Consider the following 15528-nt stretch of genomic DNA (forward strand, 5'->3'; position numbering starts at 1 on the left):
GTCTGTCTACCTCAGCCTTCGATTCCGGTGACCTTGACCTGGGTGTACTTCTGACGGTGCCCCTGGCGCTTCTTGTAGCCGGTCTTGTTCTTGTACTTGAGGATGCGGATCTTCGGGCCCTTGATCTCGCCGAGAACCTCAGCGGTGACCTTGACCTTCCCGAGCGCGTCCTTGCCGGAGGTGACGGACTTGCCATCAACCACGAGGAGCGGGGTCAGCTCGATGCTGCTGCCCGCCTCGTCGGCGACCTTGTCGATCTCGACGACGTCACCCACTGCCACCTTGTGCTGGCGGCCGCCACTACGCACGATCGCGTACACGCCTGACCTACTCTCGTTCTTGTCGTACATTTCCGGGGACCGGAACCACTGGCCCCGGACAAACCTGACCGACAATTCGTGTCGGACCGGCTACTTATCCTACATTTCATGCGGTGGACGGTCAAAACAACCACCCACCAGTCCTCTGTGGGCCTGATCTCACTTGGCGTGGGACTTAGCCGAGGAGCCCCTATGACCGCGTCCGCGACCCTTAGAACGCTCGCCACCGTCGGCCGGAGCTTGAGAATCCACCGGCTTATCGAAGCGGTGGTAGCCCCGACCGCCACAGGCCTCACACTCCTCAGTAAAGGCCTCGGCCAGCCCGGTACCGATCTTCTTGCGGGTCATCTGAACCAAACCCAGCGATGTCACCTCAGCGACTTGATGACGGGTACGGTCGCGTCCCAGACATTCAGTGAGACGACGCACCAGAAGCTCGCGGTTAGTCGGCAACACCATGTCAATAAAGTCAACGACGATAATTCCGCCAATATCGCGCAGCCGTAGCTGACGCACGATCTCCTCGGCCGCCTCCAAGTTGTTGGCGGTAACGGTGGCCTCGAGGTTACCCGCCGACCCAGTGAACTTTCCGGTATTGACATCGATCACCGTCATAGCCTCGGTACGGTCAATGACAAGGGATCCTCCCGAGGGGAGGTACACCTTGCGCTCCAGAGCCTTCGCGATCTGCTCATCGATGCGGTACTCAGCAAAGGGGTCCTTGTCGTCGTGCTTCCAATGAGTCAACCGCGACACCATCTCCGGTGCCACGTGATCGACGTAGGCTTTAATAGTGTCGTAGGCGTCGTTAGGGCCGCCGTTGCCAGCGATAACGAGCTCAGAAAAGTCCGCAGTAAACAAGTCGCGGATGATACGCACCGTCAGATCGGGCTCGGTATACAGCATCAGTGGAGCCTTGCTGTTACTGGCCTTACGCTCAATAACCTCCCACTGGGCCTTGAGACGGTTGATGTCGCGGATCAGATCTTCCTCGGTAGCTCCCTCGGCGGCAGTGCGTACGATGACGGAAGCATCCGACGGGATGTTGTTCTCGACGATCTTCTTGAGGCGTTTACGCTCCGAATCAGCTAGCTTGCGGGAAATCCCCGAAAGGTGGCCGCCGGGCGAGTAGACGACGAAACGTCCAGGCACCGAAATATGGCTCGTCAAGCGAGCACCCTTGGCACCCACCGGGTCCTTGGTAACCTGCACCAGAACCTGGTCACCGGATTTCAGCGCGTGCTCGATGCGCTTGTCCTCGCCTTCCTTGCCGTACTTGGCCCAATCGACCTCGCCAGCATAGAGCACAGCGTTGCGACCACGGCCGATATCAATGAAGGCTGCCTCCATCGACGACAGAACGTTCTGCACCTTACCCAGGTAGATATTCCCAATTGAGGATGTGGCAGAGGCACGGTCAACGTAATGCTCAACGAGCACCCCATCTTCAAGTACCGCTAGCTGTGAGTAGTCGTCGGACTGGCGCACAATCATCTTGCGATCAACTGACTCGCGACGGGCTAGGAATTCCGCGTCGGTAATGACGGCACTGCGGCGACGCCCGGCGGCACGTCCTTCCCGACGGCGCTGTCTCTTAGCCTCAACGCGGGTTGAACCCTCGATGTCCGTGACCTCATCAGCCACCGACTGACGCGACCGCGGCTCGCGCACCTTGATGACGACGTCGCTGGGATCATCGTCAGAACCGCTAATGTCCTCACCACGGCGACGACGGCGACGACGGCGACGGTGGGTGCTGTCCGAGTTATTGGATTCGGAATCACTGTCAGAGCTGGTCTGTGAGTCGTCGCTCTCACCCGACTCGTCCGCGGATGTGCTCTCCTCGGTGTCTTCGTTGCGACGGCGACGACGCCCACCGCGACGACGGCGACGACGATTCTGACCGTCCTCCTCAGCAGTCTCTTCAGCATCAGCGGTGGTGTCTTCCTCCACTGCAACCATGGCGTCGTGATCAGACTCTTCGCTCTTTCTAGCGGAGCTGTGGCGGCCCTTGGCCTCGGTCAAATCCGCCTCAGCCAGGGCCACCTCGTCGGTGTTTTCCGCAAAGTGGCTACCGGCTTCCGAAGGGCGAGTAGCACGACGGCGACGACGCTTCGGCATAGCGGATTCTCCCCCGCCGATCTCGGCGGCCAACGAGTCGAGGATGTCGCTCGTTGAGCGTTCCTCGCCTTCTTTAAATCCAAAGGGGTTGGCCAAGGCACCCTCAACCTTGTGGCTACGAACTCGGGCCTTGGCTTTCGTCAGCGCGGCATTGATGGGATCGTCGCCAGCACCATCGCTAACGGTATTTGCCTCAGTGGTCCTCGCCTCGGTCATGCCCTCGACCTTCTCTGCGGACCGAGAGAGGCGACGGCGAGTGGCGCGACGACACTGTGAGGTGCCACGCTCGGCCTCAGTGGACGGCGCGGTTTCAGAAGCACCACGACGGGTACGGCGCGACTTCTCCTCAGGCTTCGCGTCTGTGGACTTGGGCTCCTCCGAGGTCGGCTCCGGAGCGTTGGTCTTAACAACGTCAGTCTCAGCAACCTGCAGGGTGCTCATCGCCTTGCGACGCCGTCCCATCGGAGGACGAGGCAGATCGGATGCCTCAGCATCAGACGTAATAATCGAGCCACCCGATCCGGCAGCAGTAATCGCCACTGGGACACTCGCCGTCTCGACGGGGACCGGGGCCCCAACGGGACGCGATGCAGCTCGACGGCGTCGAAGAACGGAAATTTCAGCGGTGGAATTCTCGCTAGAATTCAATGTGGTGTTGTCAGTCTCATCGAGCACTGTGCTCTCCTTGGCCTTTCGGCACGATCAGTGCCCACCCGGGTCACGGCCCTGCAGGAATCCTCCCGCGGGCGTATGCACACGCCTCGCACTGTATTGACGGCGTCGTTCCCCGGCATGGGGCAAAAACTTGCGGTGAGCCCTCGAGTCCCCCGCGGTCGCCTCTCGGCGTCGCGGTATAAACCGTCGAGTGGGGTGGCACCCCGTTCACCTAAGCCCTAGTATGTCACGTCCCCCGCGTCGATGCCAGATTTCGCACACTCGCTCGCCGCTCACCACACCGTCACGGCAGCACCAGTGAACGGATCCGCCAACGCGATCGACACCCCGCTCGCTTTCTCATCACAGGCCCCTTGAGCCAGTCGCGTCACCCGTGCCCCATCGAGAGCCGGACACTTTTCGGTCAGGGCACGCAGCACATCGTCAGGCCGGACCAATGGCGTGACGTGGCGCAGCATGAGACGCACCTGTCCGTCTGCGACATCCAGTCCAATGAGGGCGGCGCGCACATCGAACGTTCGCATACCCGACTTCGTCATCCGCTGCACTTCGACGGCTTCAGCTGCCATGAGAGCCTCCACCGCCGCCGCAAGCCCTGGCGCGTCACTAGCGGGCTCAATCAACCAAGCAGACGCCGTCAACAGCTCAGTGAAGGGGGTGCGATCGGTCTCGACTACCTCCAAGACCTCCATTCCAGGTGGCATCTCGCGACCTAAGACTGCCAGAACCTTCCCCGGATCGCGCTCCTTAGCTAACGCGACCTCGAGGTATTCCGCCTCAGAAGCTGCCCCAGTAGCTGCGGCGTTGGCATAGGAGATACGTGGGTGCGGATTAAATCCTGACGAATACGCCATCGGGATATGTGCTCGATTCAAGGCCCGTTCAAAGGCACGAGCAAAGTCACGGTGAGAGGTGAATCTGGCCGTACCGCGCTTGGCGTACCGCATTCTCAGCCGCTGCTGCGGCGGGGTCTGCTGCTCTGGCTGTTGTTGCGCACGCTTTAACATCGTCACTCCTCCTCTGATGGTACGAGCCTCGATGGTGCAAGATCAGGCACCACTAGCGTCAGCGGAATCAACGGATGGCCCGACGGTCCCACCTGAATCTCGGTGCCCATCTGCGGGCACACCCCGCAGTCGTAGCAAGGGTTCCAGCGACAGTCATTGACGGCCTCGCCGTCCATAGCGTCCTGCCAATCGTCCCACAACCAGTCACGGTCCAGCCCAGAATCCAGGTGATCCCAGGGCAATACCTCCTCGTAATCACGCTCACGGGTGGTAAACCAATCCAGCGAGACGCCCAGAGGCTCAAGTTCTTGCTCACAGCAGGCCAGCCAGCGGTCGTACGAGAAGTACTCGTTCCAGCCGTCGAAAACTCCCCCGTCGCGCCACACAGCCTCAATGACGTTGCCGACGCGACGGTCACCGCGCGAAAGCAACCCCTCGATGATTCCTGGGCGTCCGTCGTGGTATCGCATGCCTATCGACCGACCGAACTGGCGATCGGCGCGGATGGAATCACGCAGCACTGATAGGCGATGATCAACCTCGTCGGCGGAGGCTTGGGCAGCCCACTGAAACGGGGTGTGAGGCTTGGGTACAAATCCACCAATGGAGATCGTGCAGCGAATATCTTTGCGCCCGGCAGCGGCTCGACCCGCCTCAATGACGTGGGAGGCCATGTCATGGATCCCCAGCACGTCCTCATCCGTCTCTGTGGGCAGACCACACATGAAGTACAGCTTGACCTGACGCCACCCGTTTCCAAAGGCCGTGGCAACCGTACGAATGAGATCTTCCTCGGTCACCTGCTTATTGATATCGCTCCGACCCACCTTCGGGGGCGAAGGTCAAACCAGAACGACGACCGTTACGGCTCAACTCGTTGGCCAGATCAATGTTGAAAGCATCGACACGGGTGCTCGGCAAGGACAAAGAGACGTTCGTGCCCTCGTACCGATCAGCCAGCCCCTTGGTGATGTCGGAAATCTCCGAGTGGTCGGCACTAGACAGACTCAACAGCCCAACCTCTTCCAGGCCGGTTGCTTGCAGGCCGTCATCAACCATCTGGGCGATAGTATCGATAGACCGCTCTCGCACCGGGCGGGTAATCATGCCCGCCTGGCAGAACCGGCAACCACGGGTGCAACCCCGGAAGATTTCTACCGAGTAGCGTTCATGGACAGTTTCAGCGACCGGCACGATGGGACGCTTCGGGTACTGCCACTTGTCAAGATCCATGACGGTGTGCTTGGCAATGGTGAAGGGAGCCTCTGGACGATTCGGGGCGATTCTTCCAATAGTCCCGTCGTCGAAGTACTCGACGTCGTAGAAGGAGGGCACGTAGACCCCACCGGTCTCGGCGAGCCTCACCAGCAGACCTTCACGGCCACCAGGGCGGCCCTGTTCTTTCCAGCCCCGGATAATCTCGGAAATCTCCAAACAAGCCTCTTCACCGTCACCGAGGACAGCAGCATCAATGAAATCAGCTACCGGCTCGGGGTTGAATGCGGCATGACCGCCAATAAGGACGATGGGGTCGTCTTCGGTGCGGTCGGCTTGATGAATGGGGATACCGGCCAGGTCGATGGCGTTGAGCATGTTGGTGTAACCCAACTCCGTCGACAGCGAGACTGACATGATGTCGAAGTCGCAAACCGGCCGGTGCCCATCAAGGGTAAATTGGGGGATCCCGGCCGCCCTCATCTGCCTCTCCATGTCCGGCCACACTGAGTAGGTGCGCTCAGCCAGCATCCAATCACGCTCGTTGAGCACCTCGTAGAGGATGGCCACGCCCTGGTTAGGCTGGCCAATTTCGTACGCGTCGGGGTACATCAGAACCCAGCGAACTTCAGCGTCCTGCCAATCCTTGACGATGCTGTTGTGCTCTCCACCCACGTACTGGATGGGTTTATTGACTCGGGCCAGCAGCGGCTCAATCCGACCGAGGAGATCCTGGGTACTCACGAACGGCCATGGTAGGCGGTCTGGGCCAGACTATGGAATCACATATCACACTAGGTTGGGGAACCAGAGGCTAATCTCACGTTCGGCGGACTCTGGGCAATCGGAAGCGTGGACGAGGTTATGGTTCTTCTCCGTGCCAAAGTCGCCGCGGATAGATCCAGGAAGGGCCTCAGCACAATCCGTTTTCCCGTTCATGGCACGGACAACCGAAATAGCCTTGCGTCCTTCGAGTACCAAGGCGACCAGTGGTCCCGAGGTGATGAACTCCTCCAACGGCTCGTAATAGTCCCGGCCAACGTGCTCGGCATAGTGCTTGCGGGCAGTCGTAGCGTCAATTGTGCGCAGCTGCATCGCCCGCACCGTCAAACCCTTGGCCTCATATCTACCGATGATCTTGCCAATGAGATGGCGCCTCACGGCATCCGGCTTCAACAGGACCAAGGTGCGTTCCCCGTCACTCATGGGGCCCAACTTATCGCAGTGAAGATCGACACCTCATCGCACCTCAAGATTTCCATCAATACGCCTTCCGAGCACCATAATTGCCACCCAGATGGCAGCAAAGATGACCCCAACAACGTACATCATCGGAGTGGCCAATCCGAGCAGAATGCCGAAGATCTGAATAGCCCAGGACAGCAGGTACCCCCACGTGCGAGGCACACCAATGGCGCACACAATCGAGAGGATCATGCCGACACACCCCAGGATAACCGACGTGGCCACGCTGATCCTAGATACAAGGACCATTCCCGGGATGGCCAGTCCAAAGACGATGACCTCAAAGGCCAGGAAGCTCACCACAGTCTTCGTCATCGGGTTATCGGCGGCAAGGGTGAGGATTCCACTCTTCCCAGCCTCGGGCCACGCGGTCAACGTCACCAGCCCCCGTCGTCGTTCATGTCGTCATCAGGCAATGGCTCGAGTTGGTGCCCCTCCATTGCTTTGATCTGGTCCTCGGATAAATCCGGACTCTCGACGACGGCGGTCTGTGGGGCATCCAGCATAGTGCCATCCGGGCGAAGGATAGCTCGAGCACGTCCCGCCAGAACCACCGATCCGGCAACAAGGACCCCAGCCCCCGGACCACACGAATCCGCGATGCGGAAAGCTTCCTCGAGTGCTTCGCGAACGTCAGCAACCCGGGTGAGGTGATCCGAATCCCAATGGGTTGACGCCTTCTCAGCTAGCTCGTCAACGCTCAGGGCGCGCGATAGATCCGGCATTGAGGTGACGACGAGGTGGCTCACCGCATCCGAAAGCACCGCAAGCACACCGTCGATGTCTTTATCAGCCATCGCTGCCACGACTGCAATTAGAGGTTCAGCCTCGAAGGACTCGCGCACCCCGGCCATCGCTGAGACGGCACCGTGTGGATTGTGGAAGGTATCGAGGATGACCAGCGGGGAACGTCGCACCACCTCAAGGCGAGCCGGAGCCTCCACAGCTGCCAATCCCTGTTCAATAATCGCGGGCGTAAGCGGCCCAGTGAGCGCCTCCGCAGCTGCCACTGCCTGAGCAGCATTGTGGGCCATATGCTCCCCGAAAACCGGGAGGAACAACTCCCCTAGCGGGCCGGATGCGGTCTGGATGCGAAGGACTTGGCCGCCGACGGCGCTGCGTCGATCCAGTAAGCCCCAATCAGGACCTTCCAGCAAGGGTTTGACGCCGACATCGGCACATTGAGCCAACAGTACCGGGGCAGCTTCCGCCTCCTGGCCAGCAATGACGGGGATGCACCCAGGTTTAATGATCCCAGCCTTCTCAGCAGCGATCTTGTCAATGCTATTGCCGAGAATGCGCATGTGGTCCATGGCAACGGGGGTAACGACGGCGACATTCGCATCGGCAACGTTAGTCGCGTCCCAGCGTCCTCCCAGGCCCACCTCAACGACGGCAACGTCCACCGGCGCATCGGCGAAGGCGGCGAAGGCCATTGCCGTCATCACCTCAAAGAAGGTCATATCGATACCGTCGATGCGCTGGGCGTCAACCATGCCCACCATGGGCTCAATCTGACGCCACGTCTCGTCAAAGAGGCCGTGGCTGATGGGACGACCATCGATGCAGATGCGCTCGTTGACGTCGACCAGGTGCGGGGAACAGTATCGACCTACCCGTAGACCAGCCGTCCGCAACAGAGCGTCGACCATGATCGCCGTCGACCCCTTGCCGTTAGTACCGGCAATCTGGATTACGGAGCAGGCCTGCTGCGGGTTGCCGAGCAGGTCAAGGAGGGCTCGTTCCCGATCTAAACCGGGGCCAATGCGATGCTCGGGCCAGCGCGCAGTCAGCTCCGCGACGAGCTGGTCGTAGCTGCTCAATAGATGACCTCACCATCACGGCGACGTTGACGCAGGTTCTCCAGTGCCTCAGTGAGAATTGCAGCGGCCTCAGCCTTGCTACGACGCTCCTTCACGTAGGCCAAATGGGTCTTGTAAGGCACGATCTTGGGTGGGGCAGGAGGATTCGCCTGGTCGCGGTTGGCCGGCAAACCGCACTTGGGGCAATCCCAGGTGTCGGGTATCTCAGCCTCCGCCGCGAAGGCCGGACGGATCACGTGGTGGTTGGCGCAAAAGTACGAAACGTACTCGCGAGGGGCGGCCTCACCGCGCTCTGCCTCTCCCATGGGGCCGGCACCGACGCGACTTCCACGGATGGCACTTCCACCGGACATTCGTTCACTCTCCTCGAGGGGTCACAAAGCTGCCTGAGGGCAGCACTTTCAGGGCTTGGGAAGGTCAGCGCCTTCATGCACTCCGGCGCGGCAGACGGCCGCCCGATTCCGGCTCAGGAATGGCTGTAGAGCACCAGCAAGACAATGATGGAGACTAGCCACAGTAGGCCAATAACCACCGTCAGCCGGTCCAGATTTCGCTCAGCCACGGAGGTTCCGCCCATCGAGGTCGACACGCCTCCACCGAAGAGGTCCGACAAGCCGCCGCCCTTGCTTTTATGGAGCAGGACGAAGAGGGTAAGGATGACACTGAGCACACACAGGATGATGGACATCGTCAGTACGGGCCAGGTCATAAGGGGAGCCGAAATCACACCGTACAGGGTAACCCACGAGCCGTCACTTCCCCACATTGGAGCCCCGATATATGCGCGAATCTGGCTCCTGGATCAGGGGATAGACGACGACGGTCCCCGCACCACCAGGTGCCGGGACCGTCACGAAACTGATTGCTCAGGCCTTGTAGAAGGTCACGATCTTAGAGAAATCGCCAGCCTTGAGCGAAGCTCCGCCAACGAGAGCGCCGTCGACGTCTGGCTTGGCCATAATTTCAGCGACATTGGCTGGCTTGACCGAACCGCCGTACTGAATGCGCACAGCCTCAGCAGTCGGGGCGTCGTAGAGCTCCTTAATGGCCTCGCGAATGGCCTGGCAGACCTCCTGGGCATCGTCAGCGGTGGCGGTCTCGCCGGTGCCGATAGCCCAGATAGGCTCGTAGGCGATAACGAGCTTGGCAACCTGCTCGGCGGGGATACCGTCAAGGTCAGCCTTGATTTGGCCGACAGTGTGTTCGACGTGCTTGCCGGCCTTGCGGACCTCGAGGGCCTCACCGCAGCAGATGATCGGGGTCAGATCGTTCTCGATAGCCTTCTTAGCCTTCGCGTTGACCAGCTCGTCGGACTCGTCGTGGTATTCGCGACGCTCGGAATGGCCCACAACAACGTAGCCGCAACCCAGTTTTGACAGCATGGTGCCGGACACCTCGCCGGTGTAGGCACCATCGTCGTGAGCCGAAATATCCTGGGCACCGTAGGCGATTGGCAGCTTGTCACCATCAATGATGGTGGCCACGGTGCGGATATCGGTGAACGGCGGGATGACGACGGCTTCCGACTTTGTTGGGTCGTAGCCAGCGGACTTGAGGGCCTCTCCGAGATCCTGGACGAGGGAGGTGGCGGCAATGTGGTCGAGATTCATCTTCCAGTTGCCGGCCATGATTGGGGTACGGGACATCAGTTGCTCTCCTTGAGGACTGCGATTCCGGGCAGCTCCTTACCCTCCATGAGCTCGAGGGAAGCACCACCACCGGTGGAAATGTGGCCGAACTGGTCATCGGCGAAGCCGAGGGTGCGTACAGCGGAGGCAGAGTCTCCGCCACCGACCACCGAAAGGCCGTCGACCTCAGTGAGTGCCTGGGCAACAGCCTTGGTACCGAGTTCGAGACCCTTGATCTCAAACACACCCATCGGCCCGTTCCAGAACACGCTCGCGGCCTTACCGATTGCTTCGGCGTAAAGCTTCTCAGTCTTCGGGCCGATGTCCAGCGCCATCTTGTCACAAGGAATCTCGTCGACAGGTACGACGTCGATTTGACCGACAGTGCGAGCCTCGAAATCGACGTCGGAGACCACTCGCACGTCAACGGGAAGCAGGATCTCTTTGCCGGCAGCCGCAGCCTGTTCGAGATACTTCGTGCACGCGTCAATCGAATCCTCGTCGAGGAGGGAGTCGCCGACCTCGAGCCCCTTGGCCTTGAGGAAGGTGTATGCCATACCGCCGCCAATGACAAGAGTGTCCGCAGCCTTGAGCAAGTTGTCGATGACAGCGAGCTTATCGGCCACCTTGGCACCGCCGAGGACGACGACGAACGGACGCTTCGGATCGGCAGTCAGACCCTCAAGGATCTCAACCTCCTTGGCAACGAGGGAGCCGGCAGCGCTCGGCAACAGCTTGGCAACGTCGTAGACAGAAGCCTGTTTGCGGTGCACGACACCGAAGCCATTGGACACGTAAAATTCGCCAAACGAGCCGTATTTCTTAGCGAGCTCGGTGCGCTCGGTCTCGTCCTTGCTGGTCTCGCCCTTTTCGAAGCGGACGTTTTCAACCAAGGCGATCTCGCCGTCAGCCAGCGACTCAGAAATCTTGGTGGCGGAGGCCCCGACGACATCCTCAGCGAGTTTAACGTCAAGGTTCATGAGCTCACCGAGGCGCTTGGCGACTGGGGCAAGCGAGTACTTGGGATCGACGGCGCCCTTGGGGCGGCCGAGGTGGGCGAGCACGGTGGTGCGAGCGCCAGCGTCGTGCAACTGGGTCAGGGTAGGCAGAGCGGCCTTGATACGGCCGTCGTCGGTGATCTTGTCCCCATCGAGCGGGACGTTGAAGTCGCAACGGATAACAACGCGCTTACCGCGCAGATCTCCGAGATCCTCAACAGATTTCATATGTGGAAGCCCTTTCTTAAAGTGGTAATCGTGAACGGCGTTTCGCGGGCGTCACGGCCCGGGTACAGGTGACGGCCCCGCGCCCGCACGGGCATCGGGACCGTCATCAGCTCACGATGGTGAGATCAGGCAAGCTTGCTGGCGACGAGCTTAGTGAGATCAACCAGACGGTTGGAGTAGCCCCACTCGTTGTCGTACCAGGAGAGAACCTTGACGAGGTTTCCGATGACCTTAGTCTCGGTGGCGTCGAAAATCGAGGAATGCGGGTCGCCCTCAATGTCCTTCGACACAATCGGATCCTCGGTGTAGGCCAGGATGCCCTTGAGCGGACCCTCGGCAGCCTTCTTGACAGCAGCCTGAACCTCCTCAACGGTGGTTTCCTTGGAGGTCTGGAAGGTCAGGTCAGTCAGGGAACCGGTCGGGGTCGGAACGCGGACTGCGAGGCCGTCGAACTTGCCCTTGAGCTCCGGGAGAACCAGGGCCACAGCCTGGGCGGCACCGGTCTTGGTGGGGATCATGTTCAGGGCAGCAGCGCGGGCGCGACGCAGATCCTTGTGAGGAGCGTCCTGCAAACGCTGATCACCGGTGTAGGCATGGACGGTGGTCATGATGCCACGCTCGATGCCGAAGGCGTCATTGAGGACCTTAGCCAGCGGGGCGAGGCAGTTGGTGGTGCACGAAGCGTTCGAGATGATGTTGTGCTTCTCGTTGTCATAGTCGCCATCGTTGACGCCCATGACGAAGGTGCCGTCGACGTTCTTGCCGGGGGCGGAGATGATGACCTTCTTGGCGCCAGCCTCAAAATGGGCCTTAGCCTTCTCACCATCAGTGAAGAGTCCAGTGGACTCGACGACGATTTCGGCGCCGAGCTCCTTCCAGGGCAGGTCAGCGGGGTTACGCTCGGCGAGGACCTTGATGGTCTTGCCGTCAACGGTGATGGAGTCATCGTCGTAGCTGACCTCACCGGAGAAGCGACCCATAATGGAGTCGTACTTCAGGAGGTGGGCCAGGGTCTTGGTGTCGGTGAGGTCGTTGACGGCTACGACCTCGAGGTCAGCGCCCTGCTCCGAGAGAGCACGAAAGAAGTTGCGGCCAATGCGGCCAAAACCGTTGATACCAACCTTGACGGTCATTAAGGAATCTCCTCCAGATGAGGTTTGTGCGTTCAGCACTCGGACGAACCCCAGCATAGCGACTAAGGACAATGAACAAACCGGAAGGTCCGTATTACGGCAATGCCACGGGCGAACGATCACCAGTGCCGATCAGATCGACGCACAAATGACCACAAGGTTGCGCGAATGCCTTCCCAAGTGGAAAAGGAATCCGTCCTACGTCTTATCCCGGGCAGCACCAAAACGGCCGTCAGCCGCGATCATCGCGCATCTCCGGGGGAAGGCTCTCCAGAGTGGTCGGTTCTCCGTTGCTCCGGGCTGTCTTGTCGGCAAGGGCCAGCAGGCGACGAATCCGACCAGCAATGGCGTCCTTCGTCAACGGAGGCTCATGCGCCTTGCCCAATTCCTCCAAACTGGCATTTCGATGCTCGAGTCGAAGTCGACCAGCCGCTCGAAGATGGTCCGGAACGGAATCCCCAAGGATTTCTAGCGCCCTTTCTACGCGGGCACTGGCGGTAACGGCAGCTCGTGCGGAGCGACGCAGGTTCGCGTCGTCGAAATTAGCCAAACGGTTAGCTGATGCTCGCACCTCTCGGCGCAACCGACGATCCTCCCAGGCCAGCACCGATTCATGGGCTCCCATGTGGGTGAGCATCGCTGAAATAGCATCGCCGTCCCGGATCGTCACCCGATCGACATGACGAGACTCGCGCCGCTTCACGGCGATCTCCAGCCGCCGGGCAGCCCCAACGAGGGCCATGGCGGCGGCCTCGCCGGGAGCGGTGATTTCCATCGCCATGGAACGTCCGGGCTCGGTAAGCGATCCGCGAGCCAGGAAGGCCCCGCGCCACGCCGCAGCCTGACAGCATCGTCCACCACCGACGACGGGAGCTGGAAGACCCCGCACGGGATGTCCACGACGATCAAGCAATCCGGTCAAACGAGCCAGATCAGCACCCCCGCGCACCGTCCTCACGAGGTAGCGGGTGTAGCTGCGTAGCCCGGTGCTGTTAACGACTACGAGGTCAGTATCAAAACCGAACACTTCCTGAATGGACTGACGCAGTCGTCGTGCGGCTCCTCCCGTGTCGACCTCAGCCTCGATCGTGAGGTGGCGATGCTGCACCAGATGAATTCCACCTGCGAATCGCAGGGTAGCCGCGATCTCCGATCGGCGGCAGCACAGCTTCTGCACCGGCACCGTTGCGAGTTCGTTCTTCACCTGCAGGGTGAGCGCCATGTGGGTCTAGCCTCCGAAAGGGGTAACGGGTATAACAAGGTGATCTTAGGCGACAATCAGCGGGGCTGAACTCCCATGATGTTGGCGTACGCCGACGCCAACCTCAGCGGATCGTGCCGAGCCGAGCCATCACGCATAGCCAGATCATCAACGACGATTTCGGCACCAAGATTGCGGGCAAACGGTTCCAGATGGGGGTCCTGACCGGCAAACCCGCGATCAACGAGAATGACGTCAAAGCGCATCCGCGGCTCATGTTCGGCGATAACCTCCAGATGTCGCGCTGGGCTGAACCCGTCTGTTTCGTCAGCACCAGAGACGTTAAGAGTGAGGATCTTTCGCGCCTTCGACTCCAAAATCGCCTCGACGATTTGCGGTACGAGCAGGTGGGGCATGACAGATGTGAACCATGACCCGGGACCAAGGACGAGGTTGTCAGATCCACGAATCGCCTCTAACACTTGGGGACACGCGTCCGGCTCGGGGGGTTCCAGGCCCACCTTGAGGACCTCTGCCCGAGTTTTCGCGACCGTGGCCTGCCCAGTGAGGGTGTACTCCTCGTCAGGCCGGTTGGGGTCAAGACCGACGACCTGAGCACTGATGTCCAGTGGGGTGAGGGACATCGGCAGAACGCGTCCACGAACGTCAAGAAGCTGGCCCACCATGTCGAGCCCAGAGACCGGGTCGCCAAGTTCTTGCCATAGTCCGGCGATCAAAAGGTTGCCGATGGCGTGACCAGCAAGCTCGCCAGTGCCGTTAAACCGCGCCTGCAGAACCTCAGCCCAGGTGCGACCTAACCGATCGTCGGCACATAACGCGGCGAGAGCGCGGCGCAGATCCCCAGGGGGCAGAATGTCGAATTCGTCGCGTAATCGGCCCGAAGACCCACCGTTGTCAGCGACAGTCACGACGGCGGTCAGACTGTCAGTAAGCCGGCGCAGTGCTCGCAGGGAGACAGCCAGCCCGTGCCCGCCGCCGAATGCCGTGACGACCGGCAACTTGGAGGGGGGTGACACCATCGTCATTCCTTCCCGAGGTCTCGGTGCAGGACAGCGGTGCGGTGCCCCCGAGCCGCTAACCGAGCGGACAGCTCCTCGGAGATGGCGGTACTGCGGTGCTTCCCGCCCGTGCAACCAACGGCCACCGTGACCTGCTTCTTGCCCTCCCGAAGATACCCTGGAGCCATGCCAACTAGGAGTTCTTCGACTCGGTCAATGAATTCTGAGGCACCAGCTTGGGCCATGACATAGGAGGCAACGTCAGAAGACAGGCCGGTCTTAGGACGCAGCTCAGGAACCCAATACGGGTTTGGCAAGAACCGAACGTCAAAGACGAGGTCAGCGTCGATCGGGACCCCGCGCTTGAACCCAAAGGACATCACCTGGAATGCCAGCCCTTCGTCAACCCCCACAGCGAAGGCATGGTCGATGCGCTGAGCTAGCTGGCGGGCAGTGATCGAGGTAGTGTCGATGACGAGATCAGCCTCGGCCCGCAAATCGGACAGCATCCGCCGCTCGAGGGCAACGGCGTCAAGCAGGTGGCCGCCTTGCTGTAACGGCAACGGGCGGCGGCTGGATTCTTGACGGCGCACGATCGTCTCATCGGAGGCCTCCAAGAAGACGATGGCAGGGTCAATGGCGCGCTCGTCGAGGGCATTAACGGCCATCCCCAAAGTGTCAAACATAATGCGGCTACGCACGTCAAGGACCACCGCTAGGCGATCAATGTCATTGGCGGCTATTTCGTCAACGAGGGCTCCCAACATGGCGGGCGGAAGATTGTCGACGACGTACCAACCAAGGTCCTCCATGGCGTGGGCTACGGTACGACGACCAGCACCCGAAATGCCGGTGATGATGACAACTCGTGGGGTCTTCGTCGTCTGCTGGATGCTCACGGCTCAAGGGTAGTGC

Annotated in this window: 14 protein-coding genes and 1 pseudogene; all 15 read right to left on the reverse strand. The window is 60.5% G+C overall.

Features of this window, described 5'->3' with window-relative positions; all coding sequences use genetic code 11:
• Positions 1 to 11: 11 nt before the first annotated feature.
• Positions 12 to 320 (reverse strand): 50S ribosomal protein L21, encoded by a 309-nt coding sequence (gene rplU, locus F1563_RS03070; protein WP_007433702.1) that lies wholly within the window; start codon positions 318 to 320, stop codon positions 12 to 14.
• 159 nt (positions 321 to 479) lie between these two features.
• Positions 480 to 2903 carry an Rne/Rng family ribonuclease gene (locus tag F1563_RS03075; RefSeq protein WP_172623590.1) on the reverse strand — a complete coding sequence of 808 codons (2424 nt, stop codon included), beginning with the start codon at positions 2901 to 2903 and terminating at the stop codon, positions 480 to 482.
• A gap of 485 nt (positions 2904 to 3388) precedes the next feature.
• Positions 3389 to 4123 (reverse strand): TIGR03936 family radical SAM-associated protein, encoded by a 735-nt coding sequence (locus tag F1563_RS03080; protein WP_002527572.1) that lies wholly within the window; start codon positions 4121 to 4123, stop codon positions 3389 to 3391.
• 2 nt (positions 4124 to 4125) lie between these two features.
• Positions 4126 to 6082: pseudogene (locus F1563_RS03085) on the reverse strand (TIGR03960 family B12-binding radical SAM protein).
• 45 nt (positions 6083 to 6127) lie between these two features.
• Positions 6128 to 6544, reverse strand: coding sequence for a nucleoside-diphosphate kinase (gene ndk, locus F1563_RS03090; RefSeq protein WP_002527575.1), 417 nt, complete (start codon positions 6542 to 6544; stop codon positions 6128 to 6130).
• 33 nt (positions 6545 to 6577) lie between these two features.
• Positions 6578 to 6964: a DUF4233 domain-containing protein gene (locus F1563_RS03095; protein ID WP_002527576.1), complete on the reverse strand. Its 387-nt coding sequence runs from the start codon at positions 6962 to 6964 to the stop codon at positions 6578 to 6580.
• Positions 6961 to 8406, reverse strand: coding sequence for a bifunctional folylpolyglutamate synthase/dihydrofolate synthase (locus F1563_RS03100; RefSeq protein ID WP_002527577.1), 1446 nt, complete (start codon positions 8404 to 8406; stop codon positions 6961 to 6963). Before F1563_RS03100 ends, F1563_RS03095 begins: the two co-directional genes overlap by 4 nt.
• On the reverse strand, positions 8403 to 8759 hold the full coding sequence (locus F1563_RS03105) for an RNA polymerase-binding protein RbpA (protein WP_007433696.1): 357 nt from the start codon (positions 8757 to 8759) through the stop codon (positions 8403 to 8405). Before F1563_RS03105 ends, F1563_RS03100 begins: the two co-directional genes overlap by 4 nt.
• Positions 8760 to 8872: 113 nt before the next feature.
• Complete coding sequence (gene secG / locus F1563_RS03110; RefSeq protein WP_181895249.1) at positions 8873 to 9115, reverse strand: preprotein translocase subunit SecG; 243 nt, start codon at positions 9113 to 9115, stop codon at positions 8873 to 8875.
• A gap of 157 nt (positions 9116 to 9272) precedes the next feature.
• Positions 9273 to 10052 carry a triose-phosphate isomerase gene (gene tpiA / locus F1563_RS03115; protein WP_002527580.1) on the reverse strand — a complete coding sequence of 260 codons (780 nt, stop codon included), beginning with the start codon at positions 10050 to 10052 and terminating at the stop codon, positions 9273 to 9275.
• The gene (locus F1563_RS03120; protein ID WP_002527581.1) at positions 10052 to 11260 is read right to left on the reverse strand and encodes a phosphoglycerate kinase; all 1209 of its coding nucleotides are present in this window, start codon (positions 11258 to 11260) and stop codon (positions 10052 to 10054) included. Before F1563_RS03120 ends, tpiA begins: the two co-directional genes overlap by 1 nt.
• A 125-nt stretch (positions 11261 to 11385) precedes the next feature.
• Entirely contained in the window at positions 11386 to 12393 is a 1008-nt protein-coding gene (gene gap / locus F1563_RS03125; protein WP_002527582.1) for a type I glyceraldehyde-3-phosphate dehydrogenase, read from the reverse strand.
• Positions 12394 to 12625: 232 nt separating this feature from the next.
• Positions 12626 to 13615 carry a DNA-binding protein WhiA gene (whiA, locus tag F1563_RS03130; RefSeq protein ID WP_002527583.1) on the reverse strand — a complete coding sequence of 330 codons (990 nt, stop codon included), beginning with the start codon at positions 13613 to 13615 and terminating at the stop codon, positions 12626 to 12628.
• Between the two features lie 56 nt (positions 13616 to 13671).
• A complete protein-coding gene (locus F1563_RS03135; protein ID WP_002527584.1) occupies positions 13672 to 14640 on the reverse strand; it encodes a gluconeogenesis factor YvcK family protein in 969 nt (322 codons plus the stop codon).
• Positions 14637 to 15512 (reverse strand): RNase adapter RapZ, encoded by an 876-nt coding sequence (gene rapZ / locus F1563_RS03140; protein ID WP_007433695.1) that lies wholly within the window; start codon positions 15510 to 15512, stop codon positions 14637 to 14639. Before rapZ ends, F1563_RS03135 begins: the two co-directional genes overlap by 4 nt.
• Between the last annotated feature and the right edge of the window lie 16 nt (positions 15513 to 15528).

The sequence above is a fragment of the Cutibacterium modestum genome, assembly GCF_008326345.1.
GTDB classification, from domain to species: Bacteria; Actinomycetota; Actinomycetes; order Propionibacteriales; family Propionibacteriaceae; genus Cutibacterium; species Cutibacterium modestum.

Coding starts and splice junctions, on each gene's coding strand:
- F1563_RS03075 (WP_172623590.1), bottom strand. CDS start 2,903: ATGGGACGGCGTCGCAAGGCGATGAGCACCCTGCAGGTTGCTGAGACT.
- F1563_RS03080 (WP_002527572.1), bottom strand. CDS start 4,123: ATGTTAAAGCGTGCGCAACAACAGCCAGAGCAGCAGACCCCGCCGCAG.
- ndk (WP_002527575.1), bottom strand. CDS start 6,544: ATGAGTGACGGGGAACGCACCTTGGTCCTGTTGAAGCCGGATGCCGTG.
- F1563_RS03105 (WP_007433696.1), bottom strand. CDS start 8,759: ATGTCCGGTGGAAGTGCCATCCGTGGAAGTCGCGTCGGTGCCGGCCCC.
- secG (WP_181895249.1), bottom strand. CDS start 9,115: ATGACCTGGCCCGTACTGACGATGTCCATCATCCTGTGTGTGCTCAGT.
- tpiA (WP_002527580.1), bottom strand. CDS start 10,052: ATGTCCCGTACCCCAATCATGGCCGGCAACTGGAAGATGAATCTCGAC.
- F1563_RS03120 (WP_002527581.1), bottom strand. CDS start 11,260: ATGAAATCTGTTGAGGATCTCGGAGATCTGCGCGGTAAGCGCGTTGTT.
- gap (WP_002527582.1), bottom strand. CDS start 12,393: ATGACCGTCAAGGTTGGTATCAACGGTTTTGGCCGCATTGGCCGCAAC.
- whiA (WP_002527583.1), bottom strand. CDS start 13,615: ATGGCGCTCACCCTGCAGGTGAAGAACGAACTCGCAACGGTGCCGGTG.
- F1563_RS03135 (WP_002527584.1), bottom strand. CDS start 14,640: ATGACGATGGTGTCACCCCCCTCCAAGTTGCCGGTCGTCACGGCATTC.